This window comes from Shinella oryzae (assembly GCF_023038235.1).
GTDB classification, from domain to species: domain Bacteria; phylum Pseudomonadota; class Alphaproteobacteria; order Rhizobiales; family Rhizobiaceae; genus Shinella; species Shinella sumterensis.
Window position 1 is genome coordinate 1,745,717 of record NZ_CP081987.1, and the last position, 16,183, is coordinate 1,761,899.

Sequence of the window (16,183 nt, forward strand, 5' to 3'; positions counted from 1 at the left end):
TTTTGTCAATATTGGATTTTAAGTCCATATCCTTACCGTCGCTTGCGGCGAACCTTTGCGCGCCTTATCCAAGACGAAGACGATTCTATGGGGGATGATATGAGTGCAGATCCGGCCGCCTTTCCGGACAGGGATACCGTCGCCGACAAGCTTCTAGCGCTCGGCGACGGCGATAAGGCCTATCTGAGCCTGCTGATGCAAAACCCGCAGCAGGACGAAAACCTGCTCGAAGGGCTGGCCCTCTCTCTCGACCGGGCGTCCACCGCCCGCTTCCTCAATTCCCTCAAGCTGGAAAAGCTTGGCGAATGGCTGGGCGAAACCGCGCCCGCGCGCCTGCAGATCCGCCTCATGGAATGCGCGCGCTCCAGCCAGCACGCCGCACACGCCGCCTTCCGCGCCGGGCTGACCCGGTCCGGCGGGCTGGAAAGAGCCTATCCAAAAGCCTGATCGGTCGCCGCGGCCAGCGGCGCGAAGGACTTGCGGACGAGATCCGCCATGCCATCGATGGCAGGCCCGCCACGGCGTGGGTTGCGCTTGAGCACGACACGCGAGGAATCGACTTGCGGAAAGCCCTCGGCAAGGGTCAATTCGCGCGCGCCCGCGGGAATGTTGCTGCGGGCAAGCGGTGCGATGGCAAGACCGCTCGACACCGCCGAACGCAGGCCGCTGCTCGTATCGCTGGTATAGGCGACCCGATAGGGGATGGCATATCGTTCCAGCGAGCGCTCCGCAAACTCCCGGCACCAGACCGAGCGCCGGTAGAGCGCGACCGGCACCGGGCGCTCCAGATGCAGGTCATGCCCGACCGAGACCGCCCAGACCGTTGGATCGATCGCCAGAAGCTCGCCGGAAATGCCGCCGTCCCATTCGAAGATGACGGCGAGATCGAGGTCGTCGGCCTCCAACGCCTCCATCTGCTGCGCGGTATAGCCGCAAAAGACCGTTACCTCGGCGCCGGGATGCACCTGCGCGAAGGCCGCCAGCGCATTGGGCAGGATGGTCTGGTTGTATTCTTCTGGAATACCGACCCGCACCGGCCCGTCGAGCGGCAGCGTGCGCATCGCCGCAGTCGTCTCGTCGACAAGGCCGACGATGCGCTTGGCATAGGGCAGCAGCCGCTGTCCTTCCATCGTCAGCCCCACGCCGCGCGGGCCGCGGGCAAACAGTTTCGCCCCGACGGACGCTTCCAGCTTGCGCACCTGCATGCTGACTGCCGACTGCGTTCGCCCGAGCCGTTCGCCGGCATGGGTGACATTGCCCGCCTGCGCGACGGCGACGAAAATCCGGAGCAGATCGCTTTCAAGAGGTGGGTACATTCAGCCATCGCCTTTTCTGATGCCTGCCATCATCGCTATTCGTTTGTGAAATGTCTACGGCTTTGCTTGGCTGTGCGGGAGGAAAGAAGGGCGCATGGCATGGACATTCTGGCGACATTGCGGGAATTTTGGAACAACCAGCGGCAGAGACAGTCCGAACGGGACGCGTTGCAACACCTTGTCCGGCGCCGAGACTGGCGCCTATTGCGGGACGCCGGGCTCGAACTCGTGGACGCCACGCCGCCGGCCTGCACGCCTTTGCCAACCGAAAAAGAGAGGCGCTGGAGAGCGCCCCTCATGCGGCTGTCGCCTGTCTGGCCGCGCAAACCCAACGCAAAGAATGTGCAGCCAGCCACCGCGCAGGAACCGTGCAGCGCAGAGGCGTCGACCGCCGCCTGAAACGTTCCGCCCCGGCTGTCGGAAAGACGACGACCGGGCAGCAGCGGTTACTTGCCGCCGGCCAGGCCCTCGGCGAGCCGGACAAGCTTCACGAACTCGGCGCGATAGCCGAAGGGATCGTTGCCCTTGGCCGCCTCCGCCAGGCCGAGGATCGAGCCGTAGGCATAGTCCTGCAGGGCGGGAACACCCTTCAGCTTCTGGCCGAAGGCCGCAACGGCGACGGAAAAGCGGACATCCGCCAAGGCCGCATCGAGATCAGGGACCACATTGCTGTCCGTAACCGGCATCGTCACAAGCTCGCTCGTGTCGCTATCGGGCTTCTTCCAGCGCATCTTCAGGAACGCGATCTCGCCGGCGCCAGACGCAGCCGCATCCGCCGTCTCGCCCTTGCCGTAGCGTAGGGGATCGTTCAGCACCGCGGGGCTGCCCTTCGGCGTCACCTCATAGATCGCGGTGACGCGATGGCCGGAGCCGATATCGCCGGCATCCACCTTGTCGTTGTTGAAATCCTCGCGGTTGAGAATGCGGGTTTCATAACCGATCAGCCGGTATTCGGCGATGCGATCGGGGTTGAACTCGATCTGGAACTTCACATCCTTGGCGATGGGGAAGAGGGAGGAGCCCGCCTCCTCCACCAGCGTCTTCTGCGCCTCGGCCAGCGTATCGATATAGGCGGCCGTGCCGTTGCCGTTCTGCGCCAGCGCCTGCATCATGCCGTCATTGTAGTTGCCGCGTCCGAAACCGAGCACGGAGAGGAAGATGCCGCTCTTGCGGCGTTCCTCGATGATATGTTCCAGTTCCTCATTGCTCGCCGGGCCGACATTGAAATCGCCGTCCGTCGCCAGCATGACGCGGTTGACGCCGTCCTTCTTGAAGGCCTTCTGCGCCAGCTTGTACGCCGTCTCGATGCCCTCGGCACCGGCAGTCGAGCCGCCGGGCTGGAGCGTATCGATCGCGTCGAGGATCTTCTGCCGCTCCTTCGCCGCCGTCGGTTCCAGCACCACGCCCGCATTGCCCGCATAGGTGACGATGGACACGGTATCGGTGTCCTTCAGCTTGCCGACCAGCAGGCGGAAAGCGCTCTTGAGCAGCGGCAGCTTGTCGGCTTCATCCATCGAACCGGAGACGTCGATGAGAAAAACGAGGTTGGCCGACGGCTGTTCGGCCGCCACGGTCTCGAAGCCCTTGATGCCGATATGCAGCAGTTCGGTTCCCTTGTTCCAGGGCGTCGGCATGACGGTGACGGTGGCGTTGAACGGCTTTTCCACCGTGTCCGGCCCCTTCCAGTCATAGGGGAAATAGTTGATCAGTTCCTCGACACGCACAGAATCCGGCTCCGGCAGGCTGCCGCCGAGAAGCGCGCTGCGCATATAGGAGTAGGACGCCGTGTCGATATCGGCCGAGAACGTCGAGACCGGATCGGTGGCGACGCTTTTCACCGGATTCGGATCGGCGGAGGCGAAGCGTTCGCGGTTCGCCTGCGGAACCGGCACGATCATGGAATCCATTGTCGTGGGCTGCGCCACGCGCCGCGTCAGCGTCGGGTTGACAGCGCCGCCGACGGAAAGCGATTGCGGCACCGCCGCCATTTCGCCATTCAGGCTTTCGGCAAGTGGCGCGGCTTCGGCGGAGCGGTTGTCGGCCGTGGACAGGTTTGTTTCCTGCTTCGTCGTCGGCTCGACGGCACGCTTCTTTCCGATAAGATAGGATACATCACCCTCTGCTTCCCCCGGGAAAGAGTCCTGCTGTTTTGCCTGCTCGAGCTGCTGCTTCCGTCTCTCCTCGGCCAACTTCTTTACCGCAGCCGCGCGTCTTTCCGTCTCTGTTTGATGATTGGTCTGCAAGGCCACCGTACCGTTGCGCACCAGTTCATAGGTCACAAGGCCGGCGACCGGGACGACGAGAAGCGTGGCAAGGGCCGATCCGGCCAGAAGTCTGCGGTTCATGATAGGGCTCCATATCCGGTTGAAGATGGAGCTTCGACGCCCGCCCGCGGTAGAACCTTTGGTGGCGGTCGCATTTTTTTCCGCGTCGTCGAAAGCCTGCATGGCGGCGGCAAGGGCTGCGGCGCGCGACGATGCTCTGGCGGCCGGCGGCTGGCGGCGGGCGAGTTTTTCAAGATCGAGATCGGTCATCGGTCTATCCTTCCGTCACGCGGCGGCATCGCGCAAAAGCACCTTCAGGCGCTTGCGGGCCTCGTGCACATGCCAGGAAATGGTCGTTTCGGCACAGCCGAGCACATCGGCTGCCGCCGCATGGCTAAGCCCCTCACCGTAGATGAGCAGAACGGCATCACGCTGCCTGTCGGGCAACTGGCGAACGGCCTGCCACAGCTCTTCGCCGTCATCCTCGGTGCGCCCGGTCTCCAGCACCGCCTGCTCGCGCAGATAGGCTGCGTCGCGCCATTCAGCACGGCGGCGCTTGCGCATCTGGTCGCGGGCGGCGTTGAGCGTGACCGAATAGAGCCAGGTGCTGAAGCGGCTGGCACCCTTGAAGCCCCTGATCGCGCTGGCGAGGCGTATGCACACCTCCTGCGCCACATCCTCCGCATCCTGCCGGTCGCCGCACCATCGCCAGGCGACGGCATGGATGAAATCATAGCGGCTCTCGATCAGCGCGGCGAATGCCTGCCGGTCCCCCTGAGCCGCCTTTTCGACGAGTTCTGTTTCCACGGGCCCATCCCGATTGCGTGCACTGACCTTTCAGACGTGCATGGCGTGGCAATCCTTTGGATCGAATCCGAAAAAAATATTACCAGGGCAGCTTTTTCACGACGGCGATGATCGTTCCCATCACGGCCCGACGGTCGTGTCGGCGGATTTCCGGCGCGTAGAGGCTGGAAATGCTGCCGTCGAGGAACAGTGCGTTGCGGCAGTGCAGCCGGTCGCGGAACAGCGTCGCGAAATCGTGAAAGCGGACATGGTCTTTCGATATGGCGAAGGCCACGCGCCCGTCCGGCAGGATGCCGACGCCGTTGCGGATCTGCAGGCTCGTCGCATCCGGCAGGAAGCGCGGATGGATCTTGCCGTCGACCACCAGCATCGGACCCGACTGCGTGGCCTCGCGCGGCGAAAGCCCGGCTTTGGCGAAGGCCTCCGTCTCCATCACGCCGGCTTTGCCGTCTGCCAGCCAGAACACGCCATTCGGCTTCATGAAGAAGTTTCCGAACGCATTCTCACGGTTGAGCGCGCCGGTCTCCCGGCCATTCTCGACGAGAAGCCCGACCGGGCCGTAATCGGGATGGTACATCCCGCCGTTCATGGCAAAGCTCATGTGCTCGCCGTTGCGCAGAAGATAGGTGTTCAGCTGGTCGTAGCTCGCACCAGAGCTGCCCAGCGTGCGCGCACCGTAAAGCCGGATCGTATCTTCGGCGGGATCGAAGGTGCAGACCGTATAACGGCCGCCGAGATGTTCGACCTCGGCGCATTTTGGCGGTTCGGCCATGGCGACGCTCCGCAGGGCCAGCGTGGCGAGGAAAAAGCACAGGATGGAGAGAAAGCGCATGAACGATGGCTCGGCTTGCAATGCGGCGAAATTAGCAGCGCGCCGCGCAGATGGTCAAAGCGAGAGCGCGGCCATGTGGAAACGCAACTGTTCGTCCCCGTAGCGATACGCCGCCCCGACGGGACAGGCGGCACGGGCAAGACAGCCGCCGCGCAGGCAGCCGCCCTGCCCTTGCGGCGTACGCAGATGGCTGCGGCAGGCCGGGACGTCGAATGCGTCCGCGCGCACGGCAACGGCGGGACAGGTCGTGAGACACGGGCGGTCGCGACAGGTGTCGCAGGGATGTTCCACGGGCCGCGCCACCGGCTCGGTCACCGCCGGCACGGCAAAACCGAGCGCGCCACGATAACCGTGCCACAGGCCGTAAACAGAATGGATGAGAATGCCGAGCGGCGACGCTTTCAGACCCTCCGCGCGCATCGCCCACTGCTGGAACGGCTGCCAGGGCGGATCGGAGGGAAACCACGCCGTTGCACCGGCCGTCGCCGCGATGGGACCGATGACGTCTTTCGACCAGGTATCGAGCGGGTCGGGCCCGCCACCATCCGACCGGCCGCGCCGCCAGCAGGAGAACGCCGGCCACAGGGAACTGCCGATATTGCCGATGAGCACGACGCTGGCCGCCGGGCGACCGTCGCCCAGCGTCGGCACGGCCTCGCCATCCGCAAAACTCACCACACCACGCAAAAAAAGACCGTGCGGCCGAAGAGCCGCACGGATCGTTTCGAGGTGCTGACCGGAGGCGTTCACCGGGTCACGTCTCCCTTGAGCTCATAATGCGGACGCCAGACTTCCTTCTGGATCATGTCGGCCACCCGCGTCGCTCCGCCTTGCTCCCTGGCGCGGTCGGGACCCTTTCAGGTGAAGGCGTCCGGCATCGAGTCCTTGCGCTCCTTGATGAAGGCGAGAAGCGCGTCGTCGATGGCGGGGTCGAGATGCGGCGCCTCGTAGCTGTCGAGCCAGCTGCGGCACAGCGCGTTGGCGCGCTCCTCGATGCGCTTCTGCCCCTCGATCTCCCACTGCTCGAACGAGTTGTTGTCGGCGAGCGGCGAACGGTAGAAAGCGGTCTGGAAGTTGGCCTGGGTATGCGCGCAGCCGAGATAATGGCTGCCCGGACCCACTTCGCGGATGGCATCCAACGCCTGCGCATTCTCCGAGAGGTCGATGCCCTCGGCGAATTTCTGCATCATGCCGAGCTGGTCCTGGTCGATCATGAACTTCTCGTAGGACGAAACGAGGCCGCCTTCGAGCCAGCCCGCTGCGTGCAGCACGAAATTCGTGCCCGCCAGCAGTGTCATGTTGAGCGTGTTGGCGGATTCGTGCGCCGCCTGCGCATCCGGAACCTTCGAACCGCAGAGCGAGCCACCCGTACGGAACGGCAGGCCGAGGCGGCGGGCGAGCTGTGCTGCGCCGTAGGAGACCAGCGACGGCTCCGGCGAACCGAAGGTCGGCGCGCCCGACTGCATGGAGATCGACGCGGCGAAGGTGCCGAACAGCACCGGCGCACCCTTGCGGATGAGCTGGGTGAAGGAGGCGCCGGCGAGAACCTCGGCGAGGATCTGCGTCAGCGTGCCGGCGACGGTCACCGGGCTCATCGCGCCCGACAGAATGAACGGCGAGACGACGCAGGCCTGGTTGTGCCGGGCGTAGACCTTCAGCGCGCCCACCATGGTCTCGTCGAAGACCATGGGCGAATTGGCGTTGATGAGGTTCATCATGACCGTGTTGTTCTCGACGAATTCGTCGCCGAACACGATCTTGGCCATGGCGATCGAATCTTCCGCGCGTTCCGGCGCGGTGACCGAGCCCATGAACGGCTTGTCGGAATATTTCAGGTGGCTGTAGACCATGTCCAGGTGACGCTTGTTCACCGGAATGTCCACCGGCTCGCAGACCGTGCCGCCCGACGAATGCATGGACGGTGCCATATAGGCGAGCTTCACGAAATTGCGGAAGTCCTCGATCGTCGCATAGCGCCTCACGCCTTCAAGGTCGCGCACGAAGGGCGGGCCGTAGACCGGCACGAAAACGGTGGCCTTGCCGCCGATCTGGACGCTGCGCTCGGGGTTGCGGGCATGCCAGGTGAACTGGGACGGTGCGGTCTTCAAGAGTTCGCGGCACAGTCCCTTGGGGAAATGCACGCGCTCGCCGCGCACATCTGCGCCGGCGTCCCGCCACAGCTGCAAGGCTTCCGGATCTTCGCGGAACTCGATGCCGATTTCCTCGAGGATGAGGTCCGCATTGGCTTCGATGAGCTGCAGGCCTTCCTCGTCGAGGACTTCGTATTCCCTGATCTTGCGGGTGATATAGGGCAGCGACGGGCCCGGACCGCCACCGGTGCGCGACGCGCGCCGTGCGGCCGCGCCGCGCCCCTCCCGCGAGCGACGCCCGCCACCCTCCTGGGTGCCCTCGCCTGCCACCTGCTCAATGCCCTCGCTCATGATCCGTCTTCCCTTTCTTCCCGCGCCCGAAAGCGCCTCTTTTACTATGCTAGCAAGCCGCCGGATCGGGGCGGGTCTCAAAGCGCCAAGCAATGGCGCACGCTGGATACCGGCTTTGGCGCGATCATAATGCGGACGCCGCCGGGATCGTAGCGGCATTCTCTTGTTTGCGCTGTCAATTCACCGTTTTGCAGCGTAAGATCGCGGCATGTTTTCGTCGGGTCGCTTTTCACTGTATGCGACGTCGTTTTCGAAATCGGATCGCGACACGAGGACGGATATTTCTAGGGTGAGGAGCCTGCCGACCGCAGCGCCAATGGAGACGAGGAAACACAATGTCTGACGACGAAATCATTCTCGCCGATCTCTCCGACGAAGAGCTTGTGCAGCAGATGCACGACGACCTCTACGACGGCCTGAAGGAGGAAATCGAAGAGGGCACCAATATCCTGCTGGAGCGCGGCTGGGCACCCTACGACGTGCTCACCCAGGCCCTCGTCGAAGGCATGCGCATCGTCGGCGTCGACTTCCGCGACGGCATTCTCTTCGTGCCGGAAGTTCTTCTGTCGGCGAACGCCATGAAGGCCGGCATGGCGATCCTGCGTCCGCTGCTTGCCGCCACCGGCGCGCCCAAGCAGGGCAAGATGGTCATCGGCACCGTCAAGGGCGACATCCACGACATCGGCAAGAACCTCGTCGGCATGATGATGGAAGGCGCGGGCTTCGACGTGATCGACCTCGGCATCAACAACCCGGTCGAAAACTATCTGGAAGCCATCGAGCGCGAACAGCCCGATATCCTCGGCATGTCCGCCCTGCTCACGACCACCATGCCCTATATGAAGGTCGTCATCGACACGATGAAGGAAAAGGGCCTGCGCGACGATTACGTCGTCCTGGTCGGCGGTGCGCCGCTCAACGAGGAATTCGGCAAGGCCGTCGGCGCCGACGCCTACTGCCGAGATGCAGCCGTGGCCGTGGAAACCGCCAAGGAATTCATGAAGCGCAAGCACAACATGCTTGCCGGCTGACAGGCTCAGATCAGGCGGCGCCTTGAAAGCGCGCCGCCCGATCACGAAATTACTGGGCAGCGCGCTCGACGCTGCGGCCGGCGTCCTGCGTCGCATCCACGGCGTTGGCCGTATCCTTGCCCATGCCGCGAATGGTGTTGCCGCAGGCGCTGAGCGCCAGAAGCGCGGCGAAAACGATGCTGATCTTGGTCAGATTTGTGCCAGTCATGGTGGGAGTCCCTCTCGATGGATGTGGTTGACGCAGAACTTCGGCTCGGAAGTCCGGCGCCTAAACGCACGAGACGCGAAAAAGTTCGCGTGATCGCGTGCGGGGCGATCGCGCGCGAGATCATCGCGATCCGCGATGCAAACGGCCTCGATCACATCGACCTCGTCTGCCTGCCCGCCATTTGGCACGCCCATCCCGAAAAGATTGCGCCCGGCGTCGAAAAAGCGGTCGAAGAAGCGCGCGCCGAAGGCTTCTCCCGTGTCTTCGTGGGCTATGCCGATTGCGGCACCGGCGGGCTGCTCGACCGGGTTTGCGAAAAGCTCGGCGTCGAGCGGATCGCAGGACCGCACTGTTATTCCTTCTTCGCCGGCAACGAGGCCTTCGCCGCGACGGATGACGACGTGACCGCGTTCTTCCTCACCGACTTCCTCGCCCGCCAGTTCCGCGCCTTCGTCATCGAGCCGCTCGGTCTTGACCGGCATCCGCAGCTGAAGGACATGTATTTCGGCAACTACACCAAACTCGTCTATCTCTCGCAGGTCGAGGACGAGGCCCTGCAGCAGAAAGCGAAAGAGGCGGCCGACTATCTCGGGCTCACCTACGAGTACCGCTTCACCGGCTACGGCGACCTGACCGGCGCCCTGCTCGGCGCCCGCTAACCAATTCTTAGCCCTGCCCGCAAATCCCGCCCCCTCGGTTACGCCTTTCTAAGAGTGGGATCCGATCATGCCCGCCGGAAATAGGCGAGGCATCGACATGACGCAGCAGGCAGTACGGACGGAAACGGTGGCAATGCTGATTCAGCCCGGACCCAACCCGGAAATCGTCGTCAATGCCGTCAAAGCGGCCTTCCCGAACCTTGTGGTGATCGAGGAAGAGCCCGAGTCGAAAGCGCTGTTTATCCGCCGCCGCGCCAAAAAACTCGGTTGGATCCAGGCCTTGGGGCAGGTCGCGACCATGGTCGTCTCCAAATACGGCAAGCGCTTCACCACAAAACGCAACGCCGAAATCCTTAAAACCTTCGGCGCCGACCCGTCGCCCGATCCGGCAATTCGCCGCGTGGCCGTTCCCTCCGCCAACGGCCCGGCGTTCCTGGCCGCGATCGCCGAGATCCGGCCGGCCGCACTGCTTTTGGTCAGCACGCGCATGCTGAAGGCCGAAACGCTCGCCGCCATACCCTGCCCGGTCTTGAACCTTCATGCGGGCATCAACCCGCAATATCGCGGCCTGCAAGGCGGATACTGGTCGCGCGTGCGGTCGGATGAGGCGAATTTCGGCACGACGATCCATCTGGTGGATGCCGGCGTCGACACCGGCAGCGTGCTCCACCAACTGCGCATCGAACCTTCCAAACGCGACACGATGCACACCTATCCGCTCCTCCAGACGGCCGCCGCCACGGGCCTTGTCGTGCAGGCGCTGGACGAAGCCGTTACGGGCAACCTCAAGCCCTTGAAAATAGCGGCACCATCGCGACAATGGTATCATCCGCCGATCTGGACCTGGCTCTGGAACGGCGTGACCCGCGGCATCTGGTAGGTCCTCCCGGCGAGGTCGAATCCGACGTCGTTTTTGAGCATGAGGCAGTCGTGGCGAGTAGAGCCCGCGACGACGCCAGCACGCATTGTCAGCATAGCAACGGGAGGAAGACGCCGAGCGCTTTCCGCCCGCAGTTGCGGCAGAGGGGGTAGAGCATTCCGGCTGAAGACGCGCGGCAATGCTCCGGGAGAAATTCGACATGGCAGACCGCATCATCGTCTACTGGCGCGATATCCCCGCCCAGGTCATCATCAAGAGAGGCCGGGCCAGCGCCAAGCGGGAACTCTCGCTGCGCTTCACCGAGGCGATCGACATGTGCGCCATGCGCACCGGCGCGGCGGAAACCGACGATTACCTTGCCGAATGGCGCAAGGCCGCGCCGGAGCCCGTTTCCGACGATCTGGAGGCGGAGGCCGACAAGGCCGTCGCAGAGATCGAGGCCGCCTATGACCGCGAGCGGCTGGTCGCCCTCGTCAAGGCCGGAGGGCGCGACAATGGCTGATCCGAAACTCGGAGAGCCGAAGCTCGAAGCCGCGCAGAAGCCGGGCAACGCCGCGCCCGCAAAGAAGGCTACCACGGGCGCCTTCACGCCATCAGGCGTCTCGCCGAACCGCCGGTCGCGCCACAAATACACGATCCGACTCTGGGCGGTGCGCCATTCCCGTTTCTTCGAATGGTTCTACCACCGTTTCGCGGAAGCCTTCCTGCTTCTCCATCCCCTCTGGAAGCTCTTCGGCTACCAGCGCGTCGAGCGTCCCGTCACCTTCGTCGAAAAGCACGTGAAGGGCTTCCTCTTCGACTGTCGCATGTGCGGCCAGTGCGCACTGTCGTCAACGGGCATGTCCTGCCCGATGAACTGTCCCAAGCAGCTGCGCAACGGCCCCTGCGGCGGGGTGCGCGCCAATGGCAACTGCGAGGTGGAGCCGGATATGCCATGCGTTTGGGTCCAGGCCTGGAAGGGCTCGCAGAACATGGTGAAGGGAGACGCCATCATGAACGTGCAGAAGCCGGTGAACCAGTCGCTGCGCGAGACCTCGTCCTGGCTGCGCGTCACCGCGGAAGCCGCCGCTGCCCGTGAAGCGGCCGCCGCCGCCGGAAAGGACGCCTGAGCATGGCGCATATCGACGAAAACCCGCTCGGCCCCCACCTGCCGCTCGATCCCCTGCCCGGCCACTCCTCGCTGGGCCGGCTGGAACGGGTGCTCAGGCGCGGAGAATTCGCCGTGACGACGGAACTGAACCCGCCCGACAGCGCGAACCCGGAAGACGTCTACGAACGCGCCGCGATCTTCGACGGCTGGGTCGACGGCATCAATGCGGTCGACGCGTCGGGCGCCAACTGCCACATGTCGTCGGTCGGCATCTGCGCGCTTTTGACCCGCATGGGCTATGCGCCGATCATGCAGATCGCCTGCCGCGACAAGAACCGCATCGCCATACAGGGCGACGTTCTCGGTGCTGCCGCCATGGGGGTCTGCAACATCATGTGCCTGACCGGCGACGGCGTGCAGGCCGGCGACCAGCCGGGAGCAAAGCCCGTCTTCGATCTCGACTGCATGTCGCTGCTCGAAACCGTGCGCGTCATGCGCGATAATTCCAAGTTCCTGTCCGGCCGCAAGCTGACGACGCCGCCGAAGGTCTTCCTCGGCGCGGCGATCAACCCCTTCGCCCCGCCCTACGACTTCCGCCCCTATCGCCTGGCCAAGAAGATCGAGGCCGGCGCGCAGTTCGTGCAGAGCCAGTATTGCTTCGACGTGCCGATGTTCCGCGAATACATGAAGAAGGTGCGCGACCTCGGCCTGCACGAGAAGTGCTACATCCTCGTGGGCGTCGGCCCCATGGCGTCGGCCAAGACCGCCAAGTGGATCCGCTCCAACGTGCCGGGCATCCACATTCCCGATTCCGTCATCAAGCGCCTGGAAGGCGCGGAGGACCAGAAGAAGGAGGGCAAGCAACTCTGCATCGACATCATCAACGAGGTGAAGGAGATTGAGGGCGTTTCCGGCATTCACGTCATGGCGTACCGGCAGGAAGAATATGTCGCGGAAATGGTGCATGATTCCGGCGTCCTGAAGGGGCGCAAGCCCTGGAAGCGCGAGCCGAACCCTGTCGACCAGCTCGTTGCCGAACGCATCGAGATGGCCCGCGACGGCCATGAGCAGGACCAGCAGAAACTCGCCGGGCAGGCCGCCCAGCAGCCGCATTGATGCCTGCCGGCGCGTCGCCGACCAGCATTGTAACACCCGATATCGCGCGCTAGATCACAATCGGCGCCCCGCCTCAGAGGACCTTATATGACACGCACCATCGTCGCCTCGGCCACCCGCGAAATCGTCATCGGTTTCGACCAGCCCTTCTGCGTTATCGGCGAGCGCATCAACCCGACCGGTCGCAAGAAGCTGGCCGCGGAAATGCAGGCCGGCAACTTCGAGACCGTCATCAAGGATGCGCTGGAACAGGTCGCGGCCGGCGCCACGATGCTGGACATCAACGCCGGCGTGACCTCCGTCAACCCCAACGAGACCGAGCCGGGCCTTCTCGTCCAGACGCTGGAGATCGTGCAGGGCCTCGTCGATATCCCGCTTGCTATCGACAGTTCGGTGACGGCAGCCATCGAGGCCGGCCTCAAGGTCGCAAAGGGCCGCCCGCTGGTGAACTCGGTCACGGGCGAGGAGGAAAAGCTGGAAGCCATCCTGCCGCTCGTCAAGAAATACGATGTACCGGTGGTTGCCATCTCCAACGACGAGACCGGCATCTCCATGGACCCGGACGTGCGCTTCGCCGTCGCCAAGAAGATCGTCGAGCGCGCCATGGACCACGGCATCAAGCCGCACGACATCGTCGTCGACCCGCTCGTCATGCCGATCGGCGCGCTGGGCGATGCCGGCCGCCAGGTCTTCCAGCTGCTCTATCGCCTGCGCAACGAGCTGAAGGTCAACACGACCTGCGGCCTCTCCAACATCTCCTTCGGCCTGCCGCACCGTCACGGCATCAATGCCGGCTTCATCCCCATGGTCATCGGCGCCGGCATGACGTCCGCCATCATGAACCCCTGCCGCCCGCAGGAAATGGAGGCCGTGCGCGCCGCCAACGTGCTGAACGGCACGGACCCCAACTGCACCAACTGGATCATGACCTACCGCGATCACAAGCCCGCCGAGGGCGGTGCCTCGGCTGGCGCCGGCGCCGCAGCGCCTGCGCCTGCCGGCGGCCGCCGCGGTGGTCGTGCAGCCCGCGCCGGTGCGGGCGCGGCGCGCGAATAATGGCCGGCGGGCGCCAGTTCCGCCACGACGCCTTCAGCCTGTGGCTGGAGGCGCCTCTGGTGATCGCCATGCGCTGCCAGGAGATGGGCATGGCGGCGCTGACCGGCTCGACGCAGAACACCGCCGAGATGACCCGGATGGTCACGGAAAAGATGGCTGCCGTGGCGGAAAGCGCCGTGGCGGCCAATTTCGCTCTGGTGAACGCCATGATGACGGGGGCCTCGCCGGAAAGCACGGCCCGTGCGGTTTCGCAGGCCGCGCTGAAACCCTACGGCAAGCGCGTGCGCAGCAATATGCGCCGCCTTTCCCGCAAGAAGACATGAGGCGGCCCAGCCGGCCGTAGAAAGACCGAACCGATGCGCATTGAAGGTGAGAGCGAGATCAACATGACCGAAGCCTCGGCAAAAGAACCGCTGGTCCTCTTCATGCCTTCGGGCAAGCGCGGCCGCTTCCCTGTCGGCACCCCGGTTCTCGAAGCCGCCCGCAAACTCGGCGTCTACGTCGAGAGCGTGTGCGGCGGGCGCGCGACCTGCGGGCGCTGTCAGATCGAGGTGCAGGAAGGCAATTTCGCCAAGCACAAGATCGTCTCCTCGCTCGACCACATCTCGGAAAAGGGCCCGAAGGAGGAGCGTTACGAAAAGGTCCGCGGCCTGCCCGAAGGACGCCGCCTCTCCTGCTCCGCCCTCATCCTCGGCGACCTCGTCGTGGACGTGCCGCAGGACACCGTCATCAATGCGCAGGTGGTGCGCAAGGCCGCGACCGACCGGGTGATCGAGCGCAACGCCGCCGTCCAGCTCTGCTATGTCGAGGTGGACGAACCCGACATGCACAAGCCGCTTGGCGATCTCGACCGCCTGAAGGTGATGCTGGAAAAGGACTGGGGCTGGAAGGACCTGCTGATCGCCCCCCATCTCATCCCGCAGGTGCAGTCGATCCTGCGCAAGGGCAGCTGGGGCGTCACCGCCGCCATCCACCGCGATATGGACAGTTCGCGCCCGTTTATCGTCGGCCTGTGGCCCGGCCTGAAGAACGAGGCCTACGGCGTGGCCTGCGATATCGGCTCCACGACGATCGCCATGCATCTCGTCTCGCTGCTGTCCGGTCGCATCGTCGCCTCCTCGGGTACGTCGAACCCGCAGATCCGCTTCGGCGAAGACCTGATGAGCCGCGTTTCCTATGTCATGATGAACCCGGACGGCCGCGAAGCCATGACCAAGGCCGTGCGCGAAGCCGTCAATGGCCTGATCGGCAAGGTCTGCGCGGAAGGCGACGTCGACCGGCACGACATTCTCGACATGGTCTTCGTCGCTAACCCGATCATGCACCACCTGTTCCTCGGCATCGACCCGACAGAACTCGGCCAGGCGCCGTTCGCGCTCGCGGTTTCGGGCGCGCTGCAATACTGGGCGCACGAGCTCGACATCGATGTCAACCGCGGCGCGCGGCTCTACACGCTGCCCTGCATCGCCGGCCATGTCGGCGCGGATGCGGCGGGTGCGACGCTCGCCGAAGGCCCCTACCGGCAGGATCGCATGATGCTGCTGGTCGATGTTGGCACCAACGCGGAAATCGTGCTCGGCAATCGCCAGCGCGTCGTTGCCGCATCCTCGCCGACCGGGCCGGCCTTCGAGGGCGCGGAAATCTCCTCCGGCCAACGCGCCGCCCCGGGCGCCATCGAGCGCGTACGCATCGATCCCGTCACGCTGGAGCCGAAGTTCCGTGTCATCGGCGTCGACAAGTGGTCCGACGAGGAAGGCTTTGCCGAGGGAGCCGAAAAGGTCGGCATAACAGGCATCTGCGGTTCGGCGATCATCGAAGTCGTGGCGGAAATGTATCTCACCGGCCTCATATCCGAGGATGGCGTCGTCGATGGCACGATGGCGGAGAGAAGCCCGCGCATCCTGCAGAACGGCCGCACCTTCTCCTACCTGCTACATGACGGCGAGCCGCGCATCACGGTGACGCAGAACGACATCCGCGCCATCCAGCTCGCCAAATCGGCGCTCTATGCCGGCATCAAGCTGCTGATGGAAAAGCAAGGTGTCGACCATGTCGATACGATCCGCTTCGCCGGCGCCTTCGGCTCGTTCATCGATCCGAAATACGCGATGGTGCTGGGCCTCATCCCGGATTGCGACCTCAACGAGGTGAAGGCGGTCGGCAATGCGGCGGGCACAGGCGCGCTGATGGCGCTGCTCAACCGCGACCACCGCCGCGAAATCGAGCGCGAGGTCAGCCGCATCGAGAAGATCGAGACGGCGCTCGAGCCGCATTTCCAGCAGCTCTTCGTCAACGCCATGGCGATGCCCAACAAGGTCGACCCCTTCCCCGAACTCGCCAAGGTCGTGACGCTGCCCGAACGCAAGGTGCTGTCCGACGATGGCGGCGGCGAAGGCGGCGGCCGCCGTCGGCGTCGCAACCGCGAATGAAGCGGCCGGTCTTTTCTTCGTCCGAAAGCGGCCCTACGATGGCCTGCCGAAAAG

At 64.4% G+C, this 16,183-nt stretch carries 17 protein-coding genes; 10 read left to right on the plus strand and 7 right to left on the minus strand.

Going from position 1 to position 16,183, the window contains the following annotated elements; all coding sequences use genetic code 11:
• The first annotated feature begins 99 nt into the window (after positions 1-99).
• Positions 100-447 carry a hypothetical protein gene (locus K6301_RS08655; RefSeq protein WP_247216158.1) on the plus strand — a complete coding sequence of 116 codons (348 nt, stop codon included), beginning with the start codon at positions 100-102 and terminating at the stop codon, positions 445-447.
• Here K6301_RS08655 and K6301_RS08660 read toward each other — a convergent pair.
• From K6301_RS08660 to K6301_RS08685, 6 genes are all read right to left on the minus strand, one after another.
• The gene (locus K6301_RS08660) at positions 432-1,316 is read right to left on the minus strand and encodes a LysR family transcriptional regulator (protein ID WP_247216159.1); all 885 of its coding nucleotides are present in this window, start codon (positions 1,314-1,316) and stop codon (positions 432-434) included. The genes K6301_RS08655 and K6301_RS08660 overlap by 16 nt on opposite strands.
• Before the next feature lie 446 nt (positions 1,317-1,762).
• A complete protein-coding gene (locus tag K6301_RS08665; protein ID WP_247216161.1) occupies positions 1,763-3,850 on the minus strand; it encodes a vWA domain-containing protein in 2,088 nt (695 codons plus the stop codon).
• 15 nt (positions 3,851-3,865) lie between these two features.
• The gene (locus K6301_RS08670; protein ID WP_247216163.1) at positions 3,866-4,387 is read right to left on the minus strand and encodes an RNA polymerase sigma factor; all 522 of its coding nucleotides are present in this window, start codon (positions 4,385-4,387) and stop codon (positions 3,866-3,868) included.
• A gap of 79 nt (positions 4,388-4,466) precedes the next feature.
• Positions 4,467-5,219, minus strand: coding sequence for a phosphodiester glycosidase family protein (locus K6301_RS08675; RefSeq protein ID WP_247216165.1), 753 nt, complete (start codon positions 5,217-5,219; stop codon positions 4,467-4,469).
• Positions 5,220-5,273: 54 nt separating this feature from the next.
• Positions 5,274-5,969 (minus strand): ferredoxin, encoded by a 696-nt coding sequence (locus K6301_RS08680; RefSeq protein ID WP_247216167.1) that lies wholly within the window; start codon positions 5,967-5,969, stop codon positions 5,274-5,276.
• A 107-nt stretch (positions 5,970-6,076) separates the two neighbouring features.
• Entirely contained in the window at positions 6,077-7,660 is a 1,584-nt protein-coding gene (locus K6301_RS08685; RefSeq protein ID WP_247216169.1) for a trimethylamine methyltransferase family protein, read from the minus strand.
• Between the two features lie 335 nt (positions 7,661-7,995).
• Between K6301_RS08685 and K6301_RS08690 the strand changes: the two genes are divergently transcribed.
• Positions 7,996-8,691 (plus strand): corrinoid protein, encoded by a 696-nt coding sequence (locus K6301_RS08690; RefSeq protein ID WP_064330367.1) that lies wholly within the window; start codon positions 7,996-7,998, stop codon positions 8,689-8,691.
• A 49-nt stretch (positions 8,692-8,740) separates the two neighbouring features.
• On the opposite strand, the gene K6301_RS08695 is transcribed toward K6301_RS08690, so the two are convergent.
• Positions 8,741-8,899, minus strand: coding sequence for an entericidin domain-containing protein (locus tag K6301_RS08695; RefSeq protein WP_247216171.1), 159 nt, complete (start codon positions 8,897-8,899; stop codon positions 8,741-8,743).
• Positions 8,900-8,916: 17 nt separating this feature from the next.
• On the opposite strand from K6301_RS08695, the gene K6301_RS08700 reads away from it, so the two are divergent.
• The 8 genes from K6301_RS08700 to K6301_RS08735 all read left to right on the plus strand — a co-directional run bounded on the left by K6301_RS08700 (position 8,917) and on the right by K6301_RS08735 (position 16,129).
• Entirely contained in the window at positions 8,917-9,558 is a 642-nt protein-coding gene (locus tag K6301_RS08700) for a DUF1638 domain-containing protein (protein WP_247216173.1), read from the plus strand.
• A gap of 133 nt (positions 9,559-9,691) precedes the next feature.
• Positions 9,692-10,438: a formyl transferase gene (locus tag K6301_RS08705; protein ID WP_247216175.1), complete on the plus strand. Its 747-nt coding sequence runs from the start codon at positions 9,692-9,694 to the stop codon at positions 10,436-10,438.
• 199 nt (positions 10,439-10,637) lie between these two features.
• Positions 10,638-10,940 carry a virulence factor gene (locus K6301_RS08710; protein WP_134649468.1) on the plus strand — a complete coding sequence of 101 codons (303 nt, stop codon included), beginning with the start codon at positions 10,638-10,640 and terminating at the stop codon, positions 10,938-10,940.
• Positions 10,933-11,547 (plus strand): methylenetetrahydrofolate reductase C-terminal domain-containing protein, encoded by a 615-nt coding sequence (locus K6301_RS08715; RefSeq protein WP_247216177.1) that lies wholly within the window; start codon positions 10,933-10,935, stop codon positions 11,545-11,547. Before K6301_RS08710 ends, K6301_RS08715 begins: the two co-directional genes overlap by 8 nt.
• Before the next feature lie 2 nt (positions 11,548-11,549).
• On the plus strand, positions 11,550-12,644 hold the full coding sequence (locus tag K6301_RS08720; RefSeq protein ID WP_247216178.1) for a methylenetetrahydrofolate reductase: 1,095 nt from the start codon (positions 11,550-11,552) through the stop codon (positions 12,642-12,644).
• A gap of 87 nt (positions 12,645-12,731) precedes the next feature.
• Positions 12,732-13,700 (plus strand): methyltetrahydrofolate cobalamin methyltransferase, encoded by a 969-nt coding sequence (locus K6301_RS08725; protein ID WP_134649471.1) that lies wholly within the window; start codon positions 12,732-12,734, stop codon positions 13,698-13,700.
• The gene (locus tag K6301_RS08730; RefSeq protein ID WP_247216180.1) at positions 13,700-14,023 is read left to right on the plus strand and encodes a hypothetical protein; all 324 of its coding nucleotides are present in this window, start codon (positions 13,700-13,702) and stop codon (positions 14,021-14,023) included. Before K6301_RS08725 ends, K6301_RS08730 begins: the two co-directional genes overlap by 1 nt.
• 33 nt (positions 14,024-14,056) lie before the next feature.
• Positions 14,057-16,129 (plus strand): ASKHA domain-containing protein, encoded by a 2,073-nt coding sequence (locus K6301_RS08735; RefSeq protein WP_247216182.1) that lies wholly within the window; start codon positions 14,057-14,059, stop codon positions 16,127-16,129.
• The last annotated feature ends 54 nt before the right edge of the window (positions 16,130-16,183 follow it).

Coding starts and splice junctions, on each gene's coding strand:
- K6301_RS08655 (WP_247216158.1), top strand. CDS start 100: ATGAGTGCAGATCCGGCCGCCTTTCCGGACAGGGATACCGTCGCCGAC.
- K6301_RS08660 (WP_247216159.1), bottom strand. CDS start 1,316: ATGTACCCACCTCTTGAAAGCGATCTGCTCCGGATTTTCGTCGCCGTC.
- K6301_RS08665 (WP_247216161.1), bottom strand. CDS start 3,850: ATGACCGATCTCGATCTTGAAAAACTCGCCCGCCGCCAGCCGCCGGCC.
- K6301_RS08675 (WP_247216165.1), bottom strand. CDS start 5,219: ATGCGCTTTCTCTCCATCCTGTGCTTTTTCCTCGCCACGCTGGCCCTG.
- K6301_RS08685 (WP_247216169.1), bottom strand. CDS start 7,660: ATGAGCGAGGGCATTGAGCAGGTGGCAGGCGAGGGCACCCAGGAGGGT.
- K6301_RS08690 (WP_064330367.1), top strand. CDS start 7,996: ATGTCTGACGACGAAATCATTCTCGCCGATCTCTCCGACGAAGAGCTT.
- K6301_RS08695 (WP_247216171.1), bottom strand. CDS start 8,899: ATGACTGGCACAAATCTGACCAAGATCAGCATCGTTTTCGCCGCGCTT.
- K6301_RS08700 (WP_247216173.1), top strand. CDS start 8,917: ATGGATGTGGTTGACGCAGAACTTCGGCTCGGAAGTCCGGCGCCTAAA.
- K6301_RS08705 (WP_247216175.1), top strand. CDS start 9,692: ATGCTGATTCAGCCCGGACCCAACCCGGAAATCGTCGTCAATGCCGTC.
- K6301_RS08710 (WP_134649468.1), top strand. CDS start 10,638: ATGGCAGACCGCATCATCGTCTACTGGCGCGATATCCCCGCCCAGGTC.
- K6301_RS08715 (WP_247216177.1), top strand. CDS start 10,933: ATGGCTGATCCGAAACTCGGAGAGCCGAAGCTCGAAGCCGCGCAGAAG.
- K6301_RS08720 (WP_247216178.1), top strand. CDS start 11,550: ATGGCGCATATCGACGAAAACCCGCTCGGCCCCCACCTGCCGCTCGAT.
- K6301_RS08725 (WP_134649471.1), top strand. CDS start 12,732: ATGACACGCACCATCGTCGCCTCGGCCACCCGCGAAATCGTCATCGGT.
- K6301_RS08730 (WP_247216180.1), top strand. CDS start 13,700: ATGGCCGGCGGGCGCCAGTTCCGCCACGACGCCTTCAGCCTGTGGCTG.
- K6301_RS08735 (WP_247216182.1), top strand. CDS start 14,057: ATGCGCATTGAAGGTGAGAGCGAGATCAACATGACCGAAGCCTCGGCA.